15 protein-coding genes are annotated in these 18,989 nt (G+C 70.3%); 4 read left to right on the forward strand and 11 right to left on the reverse strand.

The window, feature by feature from the left end; genetic code table 11:
• Window positions 1-10: 10 nt before the first annotated feature.
• The 4 genes from ACP4E5_RS13595 to ACP4E5_RS13610 form a co-directional block, all read right to left on the reverse strand.
• The gene (locus ACP4E5_RS13595; protein ID WP_425828387.1) at window positions 11-493 is read right to left on the reverse strand and encodes a poly-gamma-glutamate biosynthesis protein PgsC/CapC; all 483 of its coding nucleotides are present in this window, start codon (window positions 491-493) and stop codon (window positions 11-13) included.
• Window positions 490-1,971, reverse strand: coding sequence for a poly-gamma-glutamate synthase PgsB (pgsB, locus tag ACP4E5_RS13600; RefSeq protein ID WP_425828389.1), 1,482 nt, complete (start codon window positions 1,969-1,971; stop codon window positions 490-492). Before pgsB ends, ACP4E5_RS13595 begins: the two co-directional genes overlap by 4 nt.
• Before the next feature lie 4 nt (window positions 1,972-1,975).
• A complete protein-coding gene (locus ACP4E5_RS13605) occupies window positions 1,976-4,234 on the reverse strand; it encodes a HAMP domain-containing protein (protein ID WP_425841290.1) in 2,259 nt (752 codons plus the stop codon).
• A gap of 243 nt (window positions 4,235-4,477) precedes the next feature.
• Window positions 4,478-5,650 carry a CapA family protein gene (locus ACP4E5_RS13610; protein WP_425841302.1) on the reverse strand — a complete coding sequence of 391 codons (1,173 nt, stop codon included), beginning with the start codon at window positions 5,648-5,650 and terminating at the stop codon, window positions 4,478-4,480.
• A gap of 80 nt (window positions 5,651-5,730) precedes the next feature.
• Between ACP4E5_RS13610 and ACP4E5_RS13615 the strand changes: the two genes are divergently transcribed.
• The 3 genes from ACP4E5_RS13615 to ACP4E5_RS13625 all read left to right on the forward strand — a co-directional run bounded on the left by ACP4E5_RS13615 (window position 5,731) and on the right by ACP4E5_RS13625 (window position 8,299).
• Window positions 5,731-6,684: a hypothetical protein gene (locus ACP4E5_RS13615; RefSeq protein ID WP_425828391.1), complete on the forward strand. Its 954-nt coding sequence runs from the start codon at window positions 5,731-5,733 to the stop codon at window positions 6,682-6,684.
• Window positions 6,681-7,031 carry a PIN domain-containing protein gene (locus ACP4E5_RS13620; RefSeq protein WP_425828393.1) on the forward strand — a complete coding sequence of 117 codons (351 nt, stop codon included), beginning with the start codon at window positions 6,681-6,683 and terminating at the stop codon, window positions 7,029-7,031. The genes ACP4E5_RS13615 and ACP4E5_RS13620 overlap by 4 nt, the downstream gene beginning before the upstream one ends.
• A gap of 146 nt (window positions 7,032-7,177) precedes the next feature.
• Window positions 7,178-8,299 carry a PLL family lectin gene (locus ACP4E5_RS13625; protein ID WP_425828395.1) on the forward strand — a complete coding sequence of 374 codons (1,122 nt, stop codon included), beginning with the start codon at window positions 7,178-7,180 and terminating at the stop codon, window positions 8,297-8,299.
• A 15-nt stretch (window positions 8,300-8,314) separates the two neighbouring features.
• Here the strand turns inward: ACP4E5_RS13625 and ACP4E5_RS13630 are convergent, their stop codons facing one another.
• The 6 genes from ACP4E5_RS13630 to ACP4E5_RS13655 all read right to left on the reverse strand — a co-directional run bounded on the left by ACP4E5_RS13630 (window position 8,315) and on the right by ACP4E5_RS13655 (window position 15,832).
• The gene (locus ACP4E5_RS13630) at window positions 8,315-9,340 is read right to left on the reverse strand and encodes a hypothetical protein (RefSeq protein WP_425828397.1); all 1,026 of its coding nucleotides are present in this window, start codon (window positions 9,338-9,340) and stop codon (window positions 8,315-8,317) included.
• Window positions 9,337-10,251 carry an N-acetylneuraminate synthase family protein gene (locus ACP4E5_RS13635; RefSeq protein WP_425828399.1) on the reverse strand — a complete coding sequence of 305 codons (915 nt, stop codon included), beginning with the start codon at window positions 10,249-10,251 and terminating at the stop codon, window positions 9,337-9,339. The genes ACP4E5_RS13630 and ACP4E5_RS13635 overlap by 4 nt, the downstream gene beginning before the upstream one ends.
• A gap of 3 nt (window positions 10,252-10,254) precedes the next feature.
• The gene (locus ACP4E5_RS13640; protein WP_425828401.1) at window positions 10,255-11,454 is read right to left on the reverse strand and encodes a cytidylyltransferase domain-containing protein; all 1,200 of its coding nucleotides are present in this window, start codon (window positions 11,452-11,454) and stop codon (window positions 10,255-10,257) included.
• A gap of 125 nt (window positions 11,455-11,579) precedes the next feature.
• Complete coding sequence (locus ACP4E5_RS13645; RefSeq protein WP_425828403.1) at window positions 11,580-12,863, reverse strand: DUF6716 putative glycosyltransferase; 1,284 nt, start codon at window positions 12,861-12,863, stop codon at window positions 11,580-11,582.
• A 117-nt stretch (window positions 12,864-12,980) separates the two neighbouring features.
• Window positions 12,981-14,750, reverse strand: a complete 1,770-nt coding sequence (locus ACP4E5_RS13650; RefSeq protein ID WP_425828405.1) for a polysialyltransferase family glycosyltransferase — start codon at window positions 14,748-14,750, stop codon at window positions 12,981-12,983.
• On the reverse strand, window positions 14,750-15,832 hold the full coding sequence (locus ACP4E5_RS13655; RefSeq protein ID WP_425828407.1) for a glycosyltransferase family 2 protein: 1,083 nt from the start codon (window positions 15,830-15,832) through the stop codon (window positions 14,750-14,752). Before ACP4E5_RS13655 ends, ACP4E5_RS13650 begins: the two co-directional genes overlap by 1 nt.
• A 541-nt stretch (window positions 15,833-16,373) precedes the next feature.
• On the opposite strand from ACP4E5_RS13655, the gene ACP4E5_RS13660 reads away from it, so the two are divergent.
• The gene (locus ACP4E5_RS13660) at window positions 16,374-17,453 is read left to right on the forward strand and encodes an LCP family protein (protein WP_425828409.1); all 1,080 of its coding nucleotides are present in this window, start codon (window positions 16,374-16,376) and stop codon (window positions 17,451-17,453) included.
• Window positions 17,454-17,474: 21 nt separating this feature from the next.
• Here ACP4E5_RS13660 and ACP4E5_RS13665 read toward each other — a convergent pair whose 3' ends face one another.
• The gene (locus ACP4E5_RS13665) at window positions 17,475-18,962 is read right to left on the reverse strand and encodes an ArnT family glycosyltransferase (RefSeq protein WP_425828411.1); all 1,488 of its coding nucleotides are present in this window, start codon (window positions 18,960-18,962) and stop codon (window positions 17,475-17,477) included.
• Window positions 18,963-18,989 lie beyond the last annotated feature (27 nt).

Below are 18,989 nucleotides of genomic sequence, written 5' to 3' on the forward strand. Positions count from 1 at the left end.
ACGAGGCGTGTCAGGTGGACGGCATGAAGCCGAGGAGGATGCCCGCGGTCAGGACGACGTACGCCATCAGCGTCACCGAGCCGGTCGCGAGCAGCGTGGGTCCCTTGGGCTGGCGGACCAGCTGATAGCCGATGAGGCCGGGCACGATGAAGCCGAGCGTCTGGTTCGCGTACATCAGCGGGAACTCGATGGACAGCACGATCATGACCGTGGCCTGGAGCGTGACGCCGAGCAGTACGACGGCGGCGAAGAGCCGCTTGCCGTAGAGGATCACGAACTTCTGCATCAGCAGGGTGCAGACGTAGGTGAGGACGGTGACGCCCACGACCATCGCCGCGCGCTGCAGGTCCTCGACGAGGGTGAGGGCCAGCCAGCCGGGCGTGATCATGCCGCCGGGCGACAGGTTGGTCGTCAGGTAGCAGATCAGGGAGAACAGCAGCCCGATGGCGATGCCCACCGCGGCGATCTCGGGGGTGAGGACGGAGGGGATCAACGGTGCTGCTCTCCTGCTGAGTTGTGCCACTGCTCGAAGTCGTCGGCGGGCGGGGTCGGGGGTACGACGGGGTCGAACATGCCGCGCGGGCGGACCGGTTCGAGGAGCGGTGCGGGGTAGTGGCTGTCGGTCCGCTGCACGGGGACGGCGGGCGGCGCGGCGTACCGCTCCTCGTACGCCGGCGGGTACTGCTGGTACGGGTCGATGCGCGGTGCGTAGAGCTGGACGGTCTCGATGTGCTGGGGCATCTCGGCCGGGGGCGCGGCCTCACCGCCGTCGAGGCTCTCGTCCGGGCTCTCGTCCGGCGGGAGTTCGGCGAGGTACTCCAGGAGGTGCTCGCCCTGGCCGTGGATGTTGCCGATGGCCACGAGCGAGGTGTCCCGGCCGAGGCGACCGAGGAGTTGGCCCATGAACCCGTCGGGGTCGCGGCGGTCGCCGCCCAGGTCGACGGCGCGGTCGCGGTAGGCCGCGGGGATCGCGTCGATCGCGGACTTGGCGGGGTGGCCGATGACGAAGACGTGCTCGGGGTCGAGCTCGGGGATGATCTCGCCCATCTGCCCGTTGCGTTCGACGCGGTCGGGGCGGCAGTTGATGACGACGTTGAGCGGGCGGTGGATGGCGCCGAGGTCGAGCAGCTGGTTGATGTTCATCAGCGTCGACTCGGGGTCGTTGGCCGCGAAGACGTTGGCGAAGCGGAGCTTCTTGTCCTCGGGGGCGAAGTAGCGTTCGACGGAGAGGACGCCCGGGTCCGGCGGGGCGTCGTACATGCCCTGGAGTGCCGTGGCCCGGTCGACGCCGAGGAGGTCGGCGACGACGAGGGCGATGGCGACGTTCTCCTTGAACGTGAACCAGCTGAAGCCGCGCAGTTCCTCGTCGCTGACCATCTCCGGGTCGGCGTAGACGAGTTCGCAGTTCCTGGCGTCCGCCTCCTCCTGGAGGATGTGGAAGCGGTCCACCTCGGCGGTGACGCAGATGCCGTTCTCGGGCATGGAGCGGCACAGCGAGCGGGCGACGTCGTCGAGGGTGGGGCCCATCTCGGCGAGGTGGTCCTCGCGGACGTTGCACAGCACGCCGATCGTGGAGCGGATCAGCTTGGACTGGTTGATCTCCTGGAGCGCGGGCATGACGGCCATGCACTCGATGACCAGCGCGTCCGGGTGGTACGCGGCGGCGCGGCGCACGATCCCGATCTGCTCGACGACGTTGGCGATGCCGAACTTGCGGTAGACCGGCTCCTCAGTGGCGTCGGGGTGGATGAAGCGGGCGGCGGTGCCGGTGGTCTTGGCGACCGTGGTCAGGTCGCCGCCGCGCAGGGCGCCGGCGCACAGGCGGGTGATGGACGACTTGCCGCGGATGCCGTTGACGAGCACGCGGGTCGGTATGTGGTCGAGGTTGGCGAAGTGCCGTCGCTGTTCGATCACTCCGGCGATCAGCAGGACGGCTCCGCACACCACGAGCACGGTGTAGAGGAAGAGCACGGTGTTACTGGTTCCTTCCGGCCGCGGCGGGCGTGCGCGGGGGACCGCCCTGCCGTCGCTGCTGTTGCCGTTGTCCCTGCAGTTGCTGGCGTACGAGTTCGAGGCTGCGGGTCACGGCGCCGACCTCGTCGTGGTGGCGCGGGTACAGCACCGTCTTGCGGTCGCCGTCCGCGAGCCGCTCGGCCTGGCGGGCGAGTTCGCGCAGCGGCCGTACGACGACGATGTGCAGCCAGCCCAGGCACGCGGCGGCTGCCGTGGCCCCGAGCAGGCCCGCGAGCACGGTCCTGTTCTGGTACGAGTACGCGGGGATGGAGAGGCCGGACGCGGGTTGCCAGCTGACGACGGACCAGCCGAGCGACTTCGCCGCGCCACCGCCGGCGAACGGTGCCGCCGCCGCGATCTGGATGTCGCGTCCGTCGCGGAAGAGCACTCCGCTGGGGCGCGGGGCGAGACCCACCTTCTGGTTGGCGCCCTCGACCAGTTCGTCGAGGCGGCTGCCGGGCAGCCCGTGGAAGGCGAGGTATCCGGTGTTGCCGCCGATGATGCGGTGCTTGGCGTCCACGACCCGCACGTCACCGAGTCCGGGCCGCTTCAGCAGGGCGTTGAGGAAGTCGATGCGGATCTCGCCGACCACGACCGCGCCGTCGCGGCCCGGCAGTTCCGCGGTCCCGAGGATGACGGGCTTCTTGCCGCGGTGGTCGAGGACCCGGACGGCCTTGGTCGAGGGGGCCTGGCCCCGGGGGCTGTGCACGTCGCCGCCGGCCTTGGCGAGGACGGCTCCCTCACCGTCGAGAACGTAGATCGACTCGTAGCGCGTGTGCTCGTTCATCGTGCGCTCCAGCACCTCGGCCATGTCCGCGGGGCGGGTGCGGTCGCCGATCAGCGAGGCGACGGACGCGAGGTCCGTCTGGCCCTCGTTGAGGGCGCGGCGCACCCGGTCGCTGAGGGTGTCGGTGCGCTCGCGCTGATCGCTGACCATCTGCTGCGGTACGACCACGGTGTCGCCGGCCCGGTTGAGCAGGAGCAGCAGCGGGGCGCACCACACGAGCAGCAGTACCGCGGCGACCGCCAGGAGGGCACGGGCGCCGAAGCGTCGGCGTACCACCGGAGTCCGGTGGGCACGCGCTCCCTCGTGCTCGTCGAGCAGTTGGCCGCGCAGCCGCTCCAGGGCGACGCCGATCCGGGCGGCCTCGCCACGGCGGGGCACGGCGACCGGCCGCGCGAGGTCGCCGCGGGTGAGGCGACGGCTCTCCAGGAACAGCCGGATGAGCGGGCGTTGGACGGCGCCGAGCAGGAACGCGACGGTGAGGCCGCCGATGAGGAGCAGCGCGGCGGCGGCGATCAGGCCGAAGACGGGGCTGCTGGTCGTCAGCGGATCCTCGGCGATCTTGGTCATGGCGACGACGCTGAGGCCGAGCGAGGTGGCGACGGTGGTCTCACCGGCCTCGGGCGCGGCCAGCGTCGCGTATCCGGCGATCTGCCGCTCGCCCTGGTAGCGGTCCCCCGTCAGGTGCCCGCTGACGCCGGCGAAGCCGCCGGAGCCGGGCTCCTTCGACTGGACGGGGTTCTGTTCGGCCTTGCGCGCGGCGGTCCTGGCGAACGCCTTGAGCTGCCGGTCGGACTCCTTGGCCTCCTGGCGCTGGGCGTCGGTGCGCACCTGTTCGGGCTCGGGGACGCCGTCGCTGCTGAGCACGGTGCCGGAGGCATCGACCACGGCGATGGAGCGGAACTTGCCGAGGCTGATGCCGGGGAACTTCAGGCTCGCGGAGGTGACGATCAGCTGCTGCGGATGTCCCTTCCAGGCGAGCAGCCCGAAGGAGAGGAGTCTGCTCTCGCCGTTCCGGAGGCGGACCATGCGCGGCGCGAGGCCGTCCTCGGTGGCGAGCTTGGTGCGGTCGATCGCGGTCAGCGGGACGTTCTCGCCGCGGGCGGCGAGGAGTTTGCCGGACTTGATCTCGACGACGGCGCTGCCGGTCCACTTCTGGTAGACGTTGCCGATCTTGTCGAGGACGGCGTCGGCGGACACCGGGTCACCGGCGTTGAACAGCCCGGCCGTCCGCGTCAGGTCGGTGACGCCCTCGTCGACGGAGGCCCGCAGCGCGATCGCTCCGTCCTCGGCGAAGTGCTGCTGTGACGTCATGACGGCCTTCGGCAGCCCCGCGTTGTCGGGGCGGCCGAGGGTGAGCGCGGTGACCCCCGCGAGAGCGAGAAGCAGAACCGACAGCACTGCGATGGGCGGACGTATGCCACCCAACAGGGACATGTCGGAACGTCGGCGGACCTTGTGCCGCCGCTTCGTACGCGAAGCGGCCAAGGGAGGGCTCCTCTCGGGCGGGTCTGAGCGCGCGGGGGCGCGGGACCACGGGCACATTCCGGCGATCCGGATGCTTCTGACCCGACCGGGACTCAAATGGTTGTACGCCTCATGCGTGAATGTGACCCATGCCTCACACCGGTCACACGCGCCCCGAAGAAAGCCCGGAGCCCCACCGGTTCGGCAGCGGCATCAGTTCGGCAGTGCCCTCAACGGCTCGATGCCGTCCTGGGCGGCGCCGCGGTTGAGCAGCGTGCCCTCCGTGCGCTGGAACGCGAGCCGGTAGCGGGCGCGCTGCTGCGACGTCAGGTCGTCGCCACGGAGCGCGGTCGCCACGTCGACGAGCCTGTGGTCCTCGACCGCGCCGTCCGGGACCGCCCCCGACTCGTCGGCGTCCGGCGGGATCTCGGTGAGCGTCGGCACGTACTTCGCGCGCACGTCCCAGTCGCCGCCCCGCTTGCTGAACTCGAACCAGCCGATGACGCCTTCCTCGGTCAGTCCCGTGGGCACCTCGTGGCGCGCGATCTCGTTGCCGAGCCCGTACGCGATCCAAGTGCCGTCGACCTTCTCCATCGGCTGCACGACGTGGGCGTGATGGCCAATCACCAGGTTGATGCCGGTCTTCTCGGCGATCTTGCGTCCCAGCGCGAGCTGCGAGCGGCTCGGGTCCGAGTGGTATTCGCGGCCCCAGTGGATGGAGAGGATCACGACGTCCGCGCCGGCCTTGCGGGCCCGCTTCTCCGCGGCGGAGATCCGGTCGAAGTCGGTCTCGTTGGCCAGCCAGGGCTTGTCCCTCGGCAGTTCGTTGCCGTTGAAGCCGAAGGCGTAGGAGAGCTGGGCGACCTTGACGCCCTTGACGTTCATGACGAGCGGTTCGGCGGCCTCGGCGGCGCTGCGGGCCGAACCGGTGTGCTTCAGACCTGCCTTGTCGAGGACGTTCAGCGTGTCGGTGACACCGGAGGCGCCGTGGTCGAGGGTGTGATTGGAGGCGGTGGAGCAGGTGTCGTAGCCGACGTCCTTGATCGTCGTGGCGATCTGCGGCGGCACCCGGAAGGCCGGGAACCCCTCGAAGGGGCCGCCGGGCTTGCCCGCGACCGGCTCGAAGTGGCAGATGGCCAGGTCGGCCCTGCTGATGACGGGTTCGACCCCGGCCAGCATCGGCCCGAAGTCGATCCCCTTCTCGCCCTTGCCCGTCGCCTTCGCGTCCTTGCGGGCCTGGTCGGTGAGTTCCGGGTGGATGAGGATGTCGCCGGCCGCGGCGACGGTGAACGAGGGACCGTCGGCGGCGGCCTTGTCGTCATCCGGGCCGAACGGACCACAGGCGGTGGCGCCCACGAGCAGGACGGTCAGGACGATGCCGGACATCCGGCGGCGGGCGCGCCGCGAGGCGCGGGAGGGGCGTCTGATCACCGGGCTATTTTTATACGACTATGACGGTTAACCGGATGAAGATGGTCACAGTTGCAATAAGTCTCGCCTTTGCCGCCTCCTCGGTCGGCCTCCTGACGGCCTGTACCGGCGGCCAGGAGACGGACACCGACGCCCGCCCCGGAAGCCGCTCCGGCGTCGATCTCATGGCCCGCGTCGAGGACTACACGGCCCGCTTCCGGCCCGGCTCCGGCTATCGGGAGCCGTCCCGCCGCGACCGGGAGACGGTGGCGCGGGGCGTGCGCCTCCTCCTCGAAGGGGATGATGCCGGGGGCCAACGCACCCTGGACGGCATCGACTTCACCGTCCGTACGCTGACGGACAGCGCGACGGGGCGGCGCTACACGGAGGTCGCCGACCGCAGTGACGAGAGCCCGTCACCCCGCGGCTGGGGCCGCGTCTACCTCGCACGGGACGCGACTCCCACGAGCCGCCGCTGGACGGTTCAGGTGCCGCACCCGGTCGCGGACCGGAACACGGAACGCCTCGGCGTCGGCATCCTGCGGGGTGCACGCGGCGGGGTCATGGTGATTGCGGGTGCACATCGCAAGGCCGGCGACGGGAACGCGGCGGATGTCGCGCACCGCAGGGACACCGTTTTCGACGCCGTCTGCGCGGCGCTGGCCGAGCGCGGACTGCCCGCCGTGCAGGTGCACGGTTTCGCCGACGCCTCCGCTCCGGGTCGCGATGTCGTCGCCTCCACGAGCCGCGGCACCCTGGCCCGCCCGGAGGGCCGCCTCCTCGCCGGCGCCCTGCACGAGAAGGGCTTCACCGTGTGCCGCGCCTGGTCCGCCACCTGCCCCCTGGAGGGCCGCACGAATGTGCAGGGCCGCAAGGCGGCGGAGGAACACGTACCGTTCCTGCACATCGAGTTCGGCAATCGGATCCGTACGAACGAGCAGCGCACGGCACGTGCCGTCCAGGCGGTCGGCCGCGTCACGGCCGTGTGGCAGAAGGGCGAGCGACCATGACGACGCTCCTGGTGGTGGACGGCGCGAACGTGGTCGGTTCCGTGCCTGACGGGTGGTGGCGGGACCGGCGGGGGGCGGCGGAGCGGTTGCGGGACCGGTTGGCCGAGTACGCGCGGGAGCACCCGGACGAGGAGGTGGTCCTGGTCCTGGAGGGCCGGGCCCGCGGCGTCGAGGCGGTGCCCGGCGTGCGGATCGAGGAGGCGCCCGGCGAGGGGGACGACCACATCGTCACGGTGGCGGCGGGGGCCGCGGGGCCGTGCGTGGTGGTGACGGCGGATCGTGAACTGCGGGAACGGGTGGCGGAGTCGGGAGCACGGTGCGTGGGGCCGCGGACGGTATATCCCTGATGCCCGGGCGGCACGACGCGGCGCGACGGCAGCACGACCGGAGTTGAGCGGCTAAGTGAAGAAAGTGTCGAGGATCCGCAATATAATGTGGAGGTTCTGGCCACCGTGGGGGGAGGCCGTTCTGGGAGTGCAAAAGGGGGCGCCCGATGCGGCGACGGACGAAGGATGCGCCGAGCGCACCCGACCTCGGTTCCGGCGATACGACTCTCGGCACGCATCGAGCCGATCGCACCGTCGGAGGCAAGTGGCTGACCCGGGGGACGGACGGCCGTCTCACCCTGTTCGCACTCTCCCCCGACGGCCTGTTGCGCTGGACGGAGACCCGGCCCGGCGGGCCCGACTGGGAAGGGCCGCAGGTGTTTCCCGTCCCTCCCGGCCTGAGCGGCATATCGATCGCCCAGGGGGCCAACGGCTATCTGCACTTCCTGGGCCACCGAGTGCGTGAGCGCGGCGCCGGGAAGGCCACGACCGACCTCATGTACTCCATGCAGTACCAGTCGGGGCGGCCGCTCAACGACTGGCGCGCGCTGTCCAACCCGTACAAGGAGACCGACCAGCGCCACCCGCGCCTCGGCCGCCCCGTCGGCGCGGTCGACACGACCGGCACCCTGTACGTCTTCGCCCGCAACGCGGGCCGCGGCCTCCATCTGCGGCACGAGGACACCGGGGGCGACTGGAAGGCGTGGCAGGACCTGCGGGGCAGCGCCCTCCACGACGGGGTGACCGTCGGCGTCACCGCGAGGGGACGCGTCGGCGTGCTCGCGCCCTCGGACAAGCCGGTGCACCACTGGCAACAACCCTCGCCCGGCGGCCAGTTCGAGCGCCGCAGCGACGTCCACGTGACGATGGTGCCCGGCACGGGCACGGCCCTGGAGACCTCCGAGGACCAACTGACGTTCTACATCGCGGACGCCTACTCGCACGGCCTGCTGGCCATCCGCCCCGACGGGACGATCGTGCCGATCGGGGGCGCCCCGGGCGGCGGCGCCGTCTGCGCCCTGCGCACCCTGATCGACGGACAGGACTGCACCGTCCTCGTGCACCGCGGCATGAACGACAGCCCGATCTTCGGCGCGTTCGTCACCAACGCCGAGGAGTGGGGCGTGCAGTGGGCCGAGGTCGGCCGCCCCTGCCTCGGCGATCCCGCCGTGGCCCTGGACGCGTACGGCCGGATCGTGCTGGCCATCATCGACACCGACGGAGTGCCGCAGGCCACCCGGCAGACCTCACCGACCGGGCTCCAGCTGGGTCAGTGGCGGCGCGTCTGAGCGCGGACCGGCCCGTCAACTCCGGGCCAGGGCCCGCATGCTGGGCAACCCGTGCCTGCGCCGGGCCGACTCCGCCATGGCTCGCAGGAATCCCACGGCGTGCTCGCTGGTGCCCGGCGTGAACCACTCCTCGCCGATCTCGCACAGCTCGATCCTGACCCCCAGGCCACGCAGCACGATGGGCAGCGTGTGGGCCACCGTGGAGGGAAACGTCAGCACCGTGTGCCCCACGGGCCCCTGGGCCGCCAGCAGTTCGAGCGGCAGGTCGGGCCTGAGCACCCGCACACCGGTGGCCTCGGCGATCCGGCGCAGCTTCTCCCGGCTCTCCCGGCGATGGGCCAGATACCGATCGACCCCGCGCCTGCGCACGATGTCCTCCACCGCCCGCAGATAGTGGTCATCGCCGACGATGCCGGTCTCCACCAGCGAGGTGCCGAGGAGGTCGGCCCCGCCCCGGGTGGTGGGGCTCGGGAAGCGGGTACGGGTCCAGCTGTACGCGTTGGCCGCGACGTGGATCCCGGTGGGGGCGTCGACGTCCATGCAGGTGAACAACGTACGGCTCAGGGAGGGTTCGGACAGCCAGTCGAGGGCCCGGCCGCCGCGACCGGCGCCCTGGGCCTGTTGATGCCAGCGGGTGAGCCGGCGGCCCTCCGTGACGACGCGGACGAACTCCGTCGTCGCCGTGCCGTCGTCCACGATCACGAGTTCGCGCGCCGTGGCCGACGGCACCAGCGTCTGCACCATGCCGGAGAACAGGTCGCCCACCACGAGACGCCCGGCCCCCGCCACGAGCCTGCGCACCGCGGCGAACTGCCGCATGCGGCTTACCGTTCCGGAGCGCACCTCGAACGAGGTGACCGAGAGCCCGGACGCCACCGCCAGTTCGGTGACCCCGGCGAGCTGGACCCGCGACCAGGGGTCCAACGGCAGCAGTACGGCCACCCGAAGGGAAGCTCCCCCGCCCTGGTCGCCCACGTGTGCCCATTCCGCCACGTTCAGCAGTTGGGCGGGGCTCTCCACCAGGGCGAGGGTGCTCGTCATGCGACCGGGGCCACCGATCCGGTCACCACGCCGGAGACGCGGCGCAGCTTCTTCATCGGGCCGAGCTCGGACTCGTAGACCTTCTTGACGCCGTCACCGAGGGACTGCTCGATGGTGCGGATGTCGCGCATCAGCCGGGTGAGGCCCTGCGGCTCGACGGAGGCGGCCTGGTCGGAGCCCCACATGGCGCGGTCGAGGGTGATGTGGCGCTCGACCGCGCAGGCGCCGAGCGCGACGGCGGCCAGCGTGGTCTGCAGGCCGATCTCGTGTCCTGAGTAGCCGATCGGGACGTTCGGGAACTCGGTCCGCAGCGTGTTGATCACGCTGAGGTTGAGCTCCTCCGCCTTGGCCGGGTACGTCGACGTGGCGTGCAGCAGGACGATGTTCGCGCTGCCCAGCACCTCGACGGCGTGCCGGATCTGCGCCGGCGTCGACATGCCGGTGGACAGGATGATCGTCTTGCCGGTGGCCCGCAGGGCACGGAGCAGTTCGTCGTCGGTGAGGGACGCGGAGGCCACCTTGTGGGCGGGGACGTCGAACGTCTCCAGGAAGGCGACGGCCTCGGTGTCCCAGGGCGACGCGAACCAGTCGATGCCCTTCTTCTTGCAGTACTCGTCGATGGCCCGGTACTCGTCCTCGCCGAACTCGACGCGGTGCCGGTAGTCGATGTACGTCATCCGGCCCCAGGGCGTGTCGCGCTCGATGTCCCACTGGTCGCGCGGCGTGCAGATCTCCGGGGTGCGCTTCTGGAACTTGACGGCGTCGCAGCCGGCCTCGACGGCCGAGTCGATGAGGGCGAGGGCGTTCTCCAGGTCACCGTTGTGGTTGATGCCGATCTCGGCGATCACGTAGACGGGCGACCCAGGGCCGACCAGACGGGAACCGATCTTGCGGGCAGGGCGGTGCTGCATGGCTCAAAGTGCCTTTCCGAGAAGGTGTGTCGCTATTTCGCGGACAACGCCGTGGCCCCCGCGTGACGTGGTCACGGCGCGTGCTCGTTCACGGACGATGTCGTGGGCGTCGGCCACGGCCACGGGCCAGCCGACGAGTTCGAAGCAGGGCAGGTCGTTGACGTCGTTGCCCGCGTAGAGGATCCGGCCGGGGTCGATGCCCTCGGCCTGGTACCACTTGCGCAGTTCGACGTCCTTGCTCTCGACGCCCTGGATGACGGGGACACCGAGCTTGGCCGCCCGGGCGGAGACCACGGGGTTGGTCTCGCTGGAAAGGATGAGGACGGGCACGCCGGCCTTGCGCAGGCGCGCGATGCCCATGCCGTCGCCGCGGTGGACGACCACGCTCTCGCGGCCGTGTTCGTCGACCCGGACGCGGTCGTCGGTCTGGGTTCCGTCGAAGTCGAGCACGACGGCGTCGATGTCGGCGCGGGTCGGCAACGGCGCCTCGTCCGCGAACTGCGCGAGCGCGTGGGCCCGTTCCAGGTCCGCGGGCTCGTCGATCTCCAGGGTGCGGGCCGCGTCGACGGGCACCAGGGCGATGTTGCCGAAGAACCGGTGGGTCTTGTCCCGGAAACCCTGGGCACGCATCGCGTAGGCGGCGCCCGTCTCCAGGAGTTCCTCGGGCCGGTCCTGGCGGCGCAGTCGCTCGACGCTGTCGTGGTTGACCCCCTCGGCCACCTGGAGCGCGCGCCTGCCCTCCTCACGTACGCCCCGCCAGACGAACCCGTGGAAGGGGGAGGCGGTGAGCGCGCTGTCGGCGCCGCCCTCCAGGACGGCCGAGACGACGCCCTCGACGTCCTGTCTCGCCAGGAACGGGCTGGTGGCCTGCACGAACAGGAGGACGTCGGTGGCTTCGCCGTGGCGTTCCTCGATGGTGTCCAGGGCGTGCAGCAGCGCCGACTCGCTCGTCGCGGTGTCGGTGGCCAGTTCCTCGGGGCGCGTCACGACCTCGGCGCCGTACCTGCGGGCCTCGGCCGCGATGTCCGCGCAGTCCGTGCTCACCACGACTCGTGTCACCCCGCGGGCGTCGCGGCAGACCCGCACGGCGCGGCCGACCAGAGACACCCCCGCCACCGGGGCGAGATTCTTGCCAGGGATGCCCTTGGAGCCACCGCGCGCCGGTATCACGGCGACGACGACAGGACCTTCAGATGGTGACATGTCATACCTCGTGGAGTTACGGGTAACCGAACGGGGCACGCGCAGGGTGGGGCTGCACGCGTGGGGGGCGAGGTGGGGGGGAGGTGCTTGAGGGGGGAAGACGGGGTGGCGCGTGGCCGGGGTCCCTAGAGACCGCCCCAGCGCTGGATCTTCGGTGCCACGTTCTGGACCCCGAACCGGTAGGCGCGGCGCAGCGCCTTCCGCGATGTTCGGGCCATCAGACCGGGGCGTCGCCCGGCGGAACCGGCTGAGTGGGGCAGCGGCGTTCCGTCGGGTGCCAGGCCGCGCCTGGCCAGGAGCCGGGGCAGATAGCCCGCGGCGTTCTCCATCGTGTAGTACGGCCGGATCTCCGACTGCGGATACCGGCTCAACTGGTGGATTCGGTCGCGCAGTTGGGCGTAGGGGTCATGGGCGAGGATGCCCTGTTCCTCCAGCCAGCCGGTCTCCGCGTATGGCTGGGCGCCCTCGTCTATCTCGTTCCAGGAGGCGACACAGCCGGAGCCGGTGAAGTAGTGGTTGCCGTGCGGTTCGCGCACGCCCAGGTCGCTGAGGATCACCGTGGGGATGCCGCGGTGCATCGATTCAAGAGCGGCCGTGGAGCTGACCGTGACCATCAGGTCGGTGCGGTCGAGGACCTCGGCCATGTTGCCGTACACGAACCGCAGGTTGGGCGGCAGCGGTTCGCCGAGCTGCTCGGCGAGCGACTCGTAGTGGTAGGGCTCGATGTGCGTGGTCTGCTCGCCCGGCCTGGAACGCAGCTTGATCAGCACCTCGCGGCCGGGGCGCAGCCGGGCGTGCTGGATGGCGCGCCGCAGGATGTAGACACGTCCGTCGCGGTCCTCCGGCACGGAGGGCTGCACGGCGAACGTGACCGTGAACGGATGGGTGGCGCCGGTGCGCAGCGGGTCGTACTGCTGGTCGGCGAAGAAGGGCAGCGCCGTCTGCACCACGCAGCGGTCGTCGATGCCGAGGCCCCGGTAGATCTCCCGGAAGCGGCGGGCGTCGAAGGGGCTGTTGGCCAGCACGACATCGGCGCCCGCCCGCAGCAGCAGCCCGTCCGTCAGGTTCTCGTAGACGACGCCTACGTAGCCGGTGACCAGGACGGGGCGGCGTTCGCGGCCCTCGAAGGCGCGGGTGAGCCCGTGCAGGACCGCCTGGGTGGTGCCGCCGACGGAGCCCACGATGAGCACGTCGGCCCGGTGGAGCTCGTCGCTGGTGACGAACTCCGCCACCGACGACTGGGTCACCGCGGCGGGTTCGATGCCCACCTCCGCCATCTGCCGCGCGGTGGGCGTGGCCCGGCCGTTGAGCATGTGGGCGTGCACCCAGGGGTGGGGGTGGAGCCGTCGCGCCAACTCGCCACCCCACTTCCATCGGGTGTCGGAGTCGGCGAGTACGTGGATACGCATCGCCTGTGTCGTTCCTTCGGGTCTCGACGGCGTTCCGTCTGCGCGGACGGATACGCGGACGGATACTCGGTCAGCTACTTCCTGCGGCGGCCGTGCCGGGCGCGGCACGGCGTCCAGTCACCCCGGGGCCATCGACCTGGCCGCCTTGCGCGCTCCCCGTGCCGTGACGAGCCGGGCCGCGGCGCTGGACTCGGGGTTGATCCGCAGTGCCTCCTGCGCCGCGAAGACGCGCAGGGACTTGCCCTCACGGCCCAGCAGGGAGGCGACTTCCGCGATCTTGATCCAGGTCATCGCCCGCTCGTCGCCCGACATCGCGGCGAGCGAGAGCATCCGCTTGGCCTGCTCGAAGTCCTCTTCCATGACGTGGATGCGCGCCATCCCGATGAGGACGTCCATGGGCTTGCGGTCCTTGAGGACCGCCTCGCCGATGCGCCGCGCGGTGTCGGTCTCGCCGGCTTCCAGGTGCTCGTTGAAGGAGTCGACCGTGAGCGATTCCTGGGACGGCTTCGCCTTCGGTCCGCCCAGGGACCGCTTTCCCCTGCGGGCCTTCTCCGCCTCCAGCGCCTGCCATTCGACATCCGTGGGCGCCCCCGGCAGGGACAGCTTGTACAGCAGGTCGGGCTTGAAATGCATGCGCAGGACCGGCCGGACCTCCATGTGCGGCAGGACACGCGCCACGTAGGCCACGGCACGCTCCCGCAGCTGCGGGTTCCGTTCCGGCTGCATGCAGTACCCGACGGTGGCGATGTACTCGGCCAACTCCTGCTGGATCCACCGGGGATCGCTCAGCAGGTCGGTGGCCGCGAAGCCGCTGCCCTCCAGGTCGGGCAGTGCGACCTCGCAGATGGTCACCGGGATCCGGTTGCTGTTCGGGTACGGCCGCATCTTGCGCAGGACCTCGCGGGCGCCCACCGCGGCGGCCGGGATCCCGTAGACCGCACGGGCCGTGAACAGCGCCGTGGAGAAGCAGCCGATCACCACCCGGGGCCGCAGATACCCGAAGACGGCCTCGGCGAGCAAGGGGGTCTCCAGCACCACGATCTGAACGTCGAGTTCACGGGCCCGCAGTACGAGGGAGTCGCTGAAGCTCTGCGGCGCGCTCGGGTGCGGCTTGAAGACCACGGAGGTGAAGCCCAGGTTCACCGCGGCCTCGAACATCCGCAGGTGGAGCCGCTCTTCCTCCTCCTCGGTCAACAGCCCGATGCTCGACAGGTACTGACCGAGCAGCATGGCCGCGCCGGACCTTCCTGCCGGGAACCCCGCCGGAATCAGGCCGGCGAGGGCCTGCCCGCAGGACTGCCCGAACTCGCCGAAGACGCGCTGCACCGCTCCGGGGTCGACCGGTTCCCCCTGCACGCCGTACTCACTCAGGAGCAGCGGGCGCAGGCCGGGGATCAGATCCAGGTAGAGGGTGCGCCGGATGCGCGTGTACACATCGCGCGGGAGCGCGTTACGGGTGGGCCCGTACGTCATGAGCCCGTCGGCGTACACCGTGATCCGGGCGTTGCGGAAGATCTTGCAGAAGGTGAGGGCGGGCTTCACCTGGATCGACTCGACGATCAGGTCCATGGGCAGATTCGGCAACTGCCAGCGCACGCCGAGGAGTTCCCGCCACATGGGGGCGTCCTCGACGCGCGGGTCCCACTGGCTCGGGTGGTACGGGAAGATCACGTCGTTCCACGAGACCACCATGTCGAACCGGGGGCGCAGCGCCTCGAAACCACGCATGGCGTGCAGCGGAGTGGTGACCTCGGGGATGTCCGTATTGGTGCACACGACGAGGATGCGGCGCACGCTGTGCGCGGGGCCGAACTGGCCGGCGTCGATGGCGGCCGACAGCGTCAGGGCGCCGTACAGCGTGGAGGCGACGAATATCTGACTGCCCATCATGCCGTCGCCTCGAAGGCTCGGCGGTCGTTCGGCGCCTCCGGCGCGGCACGACGCTCGCGGCGGGACAGGCGCCGTCCGCCACGCTTGGCCGCGGAGTCGATGTGCACGGCGTGCTCGGCCTCGTAGGGCATGTCACGCACCGCGTTGATCAACTTGGCCCGCCGCTCCCCCATTTCCTCCAGGGTCTTCTCGAGCAGCGCCTGCGGCAGTTGCTCGAGCGCGCGGGCCGATCGCCCCTTGAGCAGGGCCCGGACGTCGTCCTCGTAGGTGTCGGCCCGTTCCAGGTGGATCGCCATCATCGCGCAGTAGGTCCGGATCACCTTGGGCATGATGTGCCGCCCCCACTGATGGGCGGCCACCTCCTGGGTGACCCGGTCGAAGCAGGGGATGAAGTCGAGTTGGCGCTCGTCAGGGATGCGGGTGAGCGACGTGGTGACATCGCGACGGTAGAAGATGCCCGCCAGGTCGACGGCGGCATACGTGTCGGCGTAGAGGTGCAGCCGCCAGGTCCACATGCGGTCCTCGGCCGTGCGCAGCGTCTCGTCGAAGAACAGCAGATTGCGGCTCGCGAGCACTTCTCGATTGAAGATCCCGGCCCACACCAGCGGGTAGTCGACCATCGTGGACGCGTCCACGGGCATGATCGAGTCGATCGGCGACAGCAGGGTGTTGCGCACGGCTTGGGGCGAGCGGACGACCTCACGCTTCTTGCCCACCACACGGATGTGGTCGGTACGCACGAAGTGGCATCCGAAGTGGTCGATGGCGGCGACCAGCCGGGCGAGATAGCCGGGTGCGAACCAGTCGTCACCGTCGAGGAACGCCACGTACTGGCCCCTGGCCAGGCGCAGGCCGGTGTTGCGGGTGGCGGAGATACCGGAGTTCCGCGGGTTCTGGTAGAGCACACCACCGGGAACCTTGCGGATCTCCCGCTGCAACAGCTCGAACGTGCCGTCGGTCGAGCAGTCGTCGACGACGATGAACTCGAAGTCCTGACGAGCGTTGAAGGCAAGGGACTTGAGGGCGGTCACGCAGTAGTCCCGCACGTTGTACATGGGCACGATGACGGAAAGCTTCATCTGCTGTGCCTCGAATCCGGTGTCTCAGGGCCGACCGGATCGCCTCCGGACGGCAGATGTGCAACGTGAGCAGCGAAGCCGTACATGACAACACTGTCCTTGTTGGACCCCACCGCCCCCCCAGGCGTCTTCAGCGCAACAGTTGCACGTAGAACTGCTGCACGGGATATTCACACTTTGCTCATCTCTTTGTCCAGAGTCCCCCAACTCGTATGGCCCCTCACGCCCCATTTCCGCCGACTTTTTATGGCACATCAGCACTATCCGTGATCAGAAACGGCCTGGTCGCGACAAGTTGTGAAGGAAACGGCACCTTCGCCTCCACATCCGCCTTCGGGCCATGAACCGCTCCCTCCGGCCATTGACAAGCCGTCTATAGTTCGGGCGTCAGTCCGATTCCTGCGGACTCCGGCCATCGCCCCGGCGGTGGCTCCCTCGCCGGTCCCCCCATGCGGCACGCCTTCGCGCGCGCCGGGCCGTCAGGACCCTTGGCATCGTGAGGCGGCCCCAACCGGCCGCCGGGCACAGAGGATTGAGCGAGATGACCTCCGACACCGAAGCACCCCCGTCCCATCGCACCGGGGGCCGGCGCAAGCCACGGACGCGTCGCCCACGGCGCACACTCCGGTGGATCCTGTTGGGTCTGCTGGTACTCGTACTGGCCGCAGGCGGCGCCGGCTACTGGCTCTACAGCGACCTCAACAGCAACATCGACGGCGTCGACCTCGACAAGGCGCTCGGGAGCAATCGGCCCGAGAAGCTGCCGACGTCCGGGCAGAACATCCTGGTGCTCGGGTCCGACTCGCGAGCCGGCGCCAACGCCTCGCTCGGGACCGGCAAGGTCGCCGGGGCGCGGTCCGACACCGCGATGGTGCTGCACATTCCCGAGGGGCGGACCCGTGCGACCGCGGTGAGCATTCCGCGCGACACGCTCGTGACCCGGCCCGGGTGCACCAAGGCGGACGGCACGAAGACGCCGTCGGCGGAGCGCGTGATGTTCAACTCCGTGTACTCGCTGGCCGGTCCGGCCTGTGTCGTGAAGACAGTCGAGGCGATGTCGGGGGTGCGCATGGACCACTTCGTCGAGATCGACTTCGCCGGGTTCAAGGGCCTCGTCGACGCCATCGGCGGGGTCAGCGTCACCGTCGACAAGGCCATCCACGACAAGTCCAGCGGGCTCGACCTCGAAGCCGGTACCCACAAGCTGAACGGCACCGAGTCGTTGGCCTTCGTGCGGACCCGGCACGGCATCGGTGACGGGTCCGACCTCGGGCGCATCGGGCTGCAACAGCAGTTCATGCTCGCCCTGTTGAGCGAGATCAAGCAGCAGGACCTGTTGGGCAGCCCCACCAAGACGTACAAGATCGCGGACAGTCTCACCGCGTCGCTCACGACCGACGACGGGCTCGCCTCGCTCACCAAGCTCGCCACGTTCGGGCGGAGCATGCAGGGGGTCGACCCGTCGACCATGGAGACGATCATGCTTCCGGTCGCGTACGACAAGGTGGACCCCAACCGGGTCGTGGCCGCGCAGCCGCAGGCCGACACCCTGTGGAAGGCGCTCCGCAGCGACCGCGAGATCCCCGAGTCGGCCAAGAAGTCCCCCGCGAAGGGCGGCTGACCGGCGGCCGTCGGTCGACGGTCAGGCCGTACTCCGGCCCGGGCGGACGCGTTCGTACACCACGGAACCGTCCACCCGGGCCACTTCGCGATACGCGCCGAGGATGCGCCGCAGCGAACCCACCCTCTCCGGCCCGTAGGGCCCGCCCCGCGAATCGTCGACGATCACCGTCGGCGGCCGTCCCCGGATCTCCGCGCGGAACGTGGACCAGCTCCCCGGCACCGCGAAGCGTTCCCCCACGCGTCCCCCGTCCCGGCCCCCGCTGAAGTTCGTGAGCAGGCCCGCCGTCAGGAAGCGGCTGGCCGGGGGGCGGTTCGAGAGCCAGTACGTTTCCGGGTGCATGCCCCAGATCAGGATCCGGTCGTCCGGCGCGGTGCGCTCGCGCAGGGTCGCGGCCACCCGTTCCGCGTGGGTGAGTTCGGGGCGAGGGGCGAGCAGGCCCCAGGACAGGAACAGGGTGGCGCAGCACGCCGAGACGAGCAGGGAACGCCTCAGGTGTTCGCGAGGGAGAATGTGCAGCGCCAGCGTCGCCAACAGGGCCAGGGACGGGACCAGTTGGAGGTAGTAGTGGCCGAAGAAGTGGAAGCCGATGACGACGGCGCCGGCCGAGGACGCCAGCCAGAGCCACAACTCGCCGCAGCCCGTCCGCGCGAGGCGCAGCACTCGGACGATCGGCGGCAGCACGCCCGCACAGGCCGCCGACAGGATCGCCGCGTTCGCCAATCCCCGTAGCAGGACGTGGAGTTCGGAGCCGGTGATCGAGGCGTACGCGCCCGACCCCGTCACCGTCCAGAAGACGAAGCCCGCGGGGTTCGTGGCCAGTGCGGCGGCGGAGATCGACGCGAGTACGCCAACTCCGCACCGCAGCACACCACTTCGGGGACAACCCGCACGCCACAGCATCCACGCCACCGGCAGCAGCACCGCTCCCCCGGTCTGCTTCGCCAGGAACGCCCCCGCGATCGCGATCCCGCACCAGCCCCATCGGCGGCGGTCCGCGCACCACAGCGCCGCCGCTGTCCACGGCAGCATGAACACCTCGAAGGTCGCGGCCTGCGTGTCCTCCGGATTGAGGCCGATGGAGAGGAGGAGGTACAGGACCCCCGCCGTGCGGCCGGCCGTGTCGCCCCAGCGGCGGCGGGCCAGTGCCGCCAGGAACACCGCCGTCACCACGTGCGCCGCCACCGCGCAGATCCGCACCGGCGTGAGCGAGCCCGAGCCGAAGAGCGCGAACACCGCCTCGTAGAGCCAGGGAACCAGCGGCGGTTTGCGGTCGACAACGGTTTCGTAGAGCGTGCCGCCGTGCGCCAACATCCTTGCCTGGACGGCGAGATAGCCCTCGTCCGGGTTCCAGAGCGGGCGCGTGAAGGACGGGATGCGGGTGACGCAGGCGAGCACCGCGAGGGCGGGGACGAGGCGGATCCAATAGCGGCGGGTGCGACTCGTACGGGAGGGGCCGCCGCGGACTTCGGACACGTACGGGAGGGACGGGGGCGCCTCGGTGAGCATGTGCGTCAAGCTATCCGCCCCCGCACA

Source organism: Streptomyces fractus (genome assembly GCF_049844455.1).
Lineage (GTDB): Bacteria > Actinomycetota > Actinomycetes > Streptomycetales > Streptomycetaceae > Streptomyces > Streptomyces fractus.

What these genes read in the sequence shown, in the direction of transcription:
- ACP4E5_RS13640 (WP_425828401.1), bottom strand. Translation starts at nt 11,454, where the DNA reads ATGTCACCATCTGAAGGTCCTGTCGTCGTCGCCGTGATACCGGCGCGC.
- ACP4E5_RS13615 (WP_425828391.1), top strand. Translation starts at nt 5,731, where the DNA reads ATGAAGATGGTCACAGTTGCAATAAGTCTCGCCTTTGCCGCCTCCTCG.
- ACP4E5_RS13635 (WP_425828399.1), bottom strand. Translation starts at nt 10,251, where the DNA reads ATGCAGCACCGCCCTGCCCGCAAGATCGGTTCCCGTCTGGTCGGCCCT.
- ACP4E5_RS13630 (WP_425828397.1), bottom strand. Translation starts at nt 9,340, where the DNA reads ATGACGAGCACCCTCGCCCTGGTGGAGAGCCCCGCCCAACTGCTGAAC.
- ACP4E5_RS13625 (WP_425828395.1), top strand. Translation starts at nt 7,178, where the DNA reads ATGCGGCGACGGACGAAGGATGCGCCGAGCGCACCCGACCTCGGTTCC.
- ACP4E5_RS13610 (WP_425841302.1), bottom strand. Translation starts at nt 5,650, where the DNA reads ATGTCCGGCATCGTCCTGACCGTCCTGCTCGTGGGCGCCACCGCCTGT.
- ACP4E5_RS13650 (WP_425828405.1), bottom strand. Translation starts at nt 14,750, where the DNA reads ATGGGCAGTCAGATATTCGTCGCCTCCACGCTGTACGGCGCCCTGACG.
- ACP4E5_RS13655 (WP_425828407.1), bottom strand. Translation starts at nt 15,832, where the DNA reads ATGAAGCTTTCCGTCATCGTGCCCATGTACAACGTGCGGGACTACTGC.
- ACP4E5_RS13620 (WP_425828393.1), top strand. Translation starts at nt 6,681, where the DNA reads ATGACGACGCTCCTGGTGGTGGACGGCGCGAACGTGGTCGGTTCCGTG.
- ACP4E5_RS13665 (WP_425828411.1), bottom strand. Translation starts at nt 18,962, where the DNA reads ATGCTCACCGAGGCGCCCCCGTCCCTCCCGTACGTGTCCGAAGTCCGC.
- ACP4E5_RS13645 (WP_425828403.1), bottom strand. Translation starts at nt 12,863, where the DNA reads ATGCGTATCCACGTACTCGCCGACTCCGACACCCGATGGAAGTGGGGT.
- ACP4E5_RS13660 (WP_425828409.1), top strand. Translation starts at nt 16,374, where the DNA reads ATGACCTCCGACACCGAAGCACCCCCGTCCCATCGCACCGGGGGCCGG.
- ACP4E5_RS13605 (WP_425841290.1), bottom strand. Translation starts at nt 4,234, where the DNA reads ATGTCCCTGTTGGGTGGCATACGTCCGCCCATCGCAGTGCTGTCGGTT.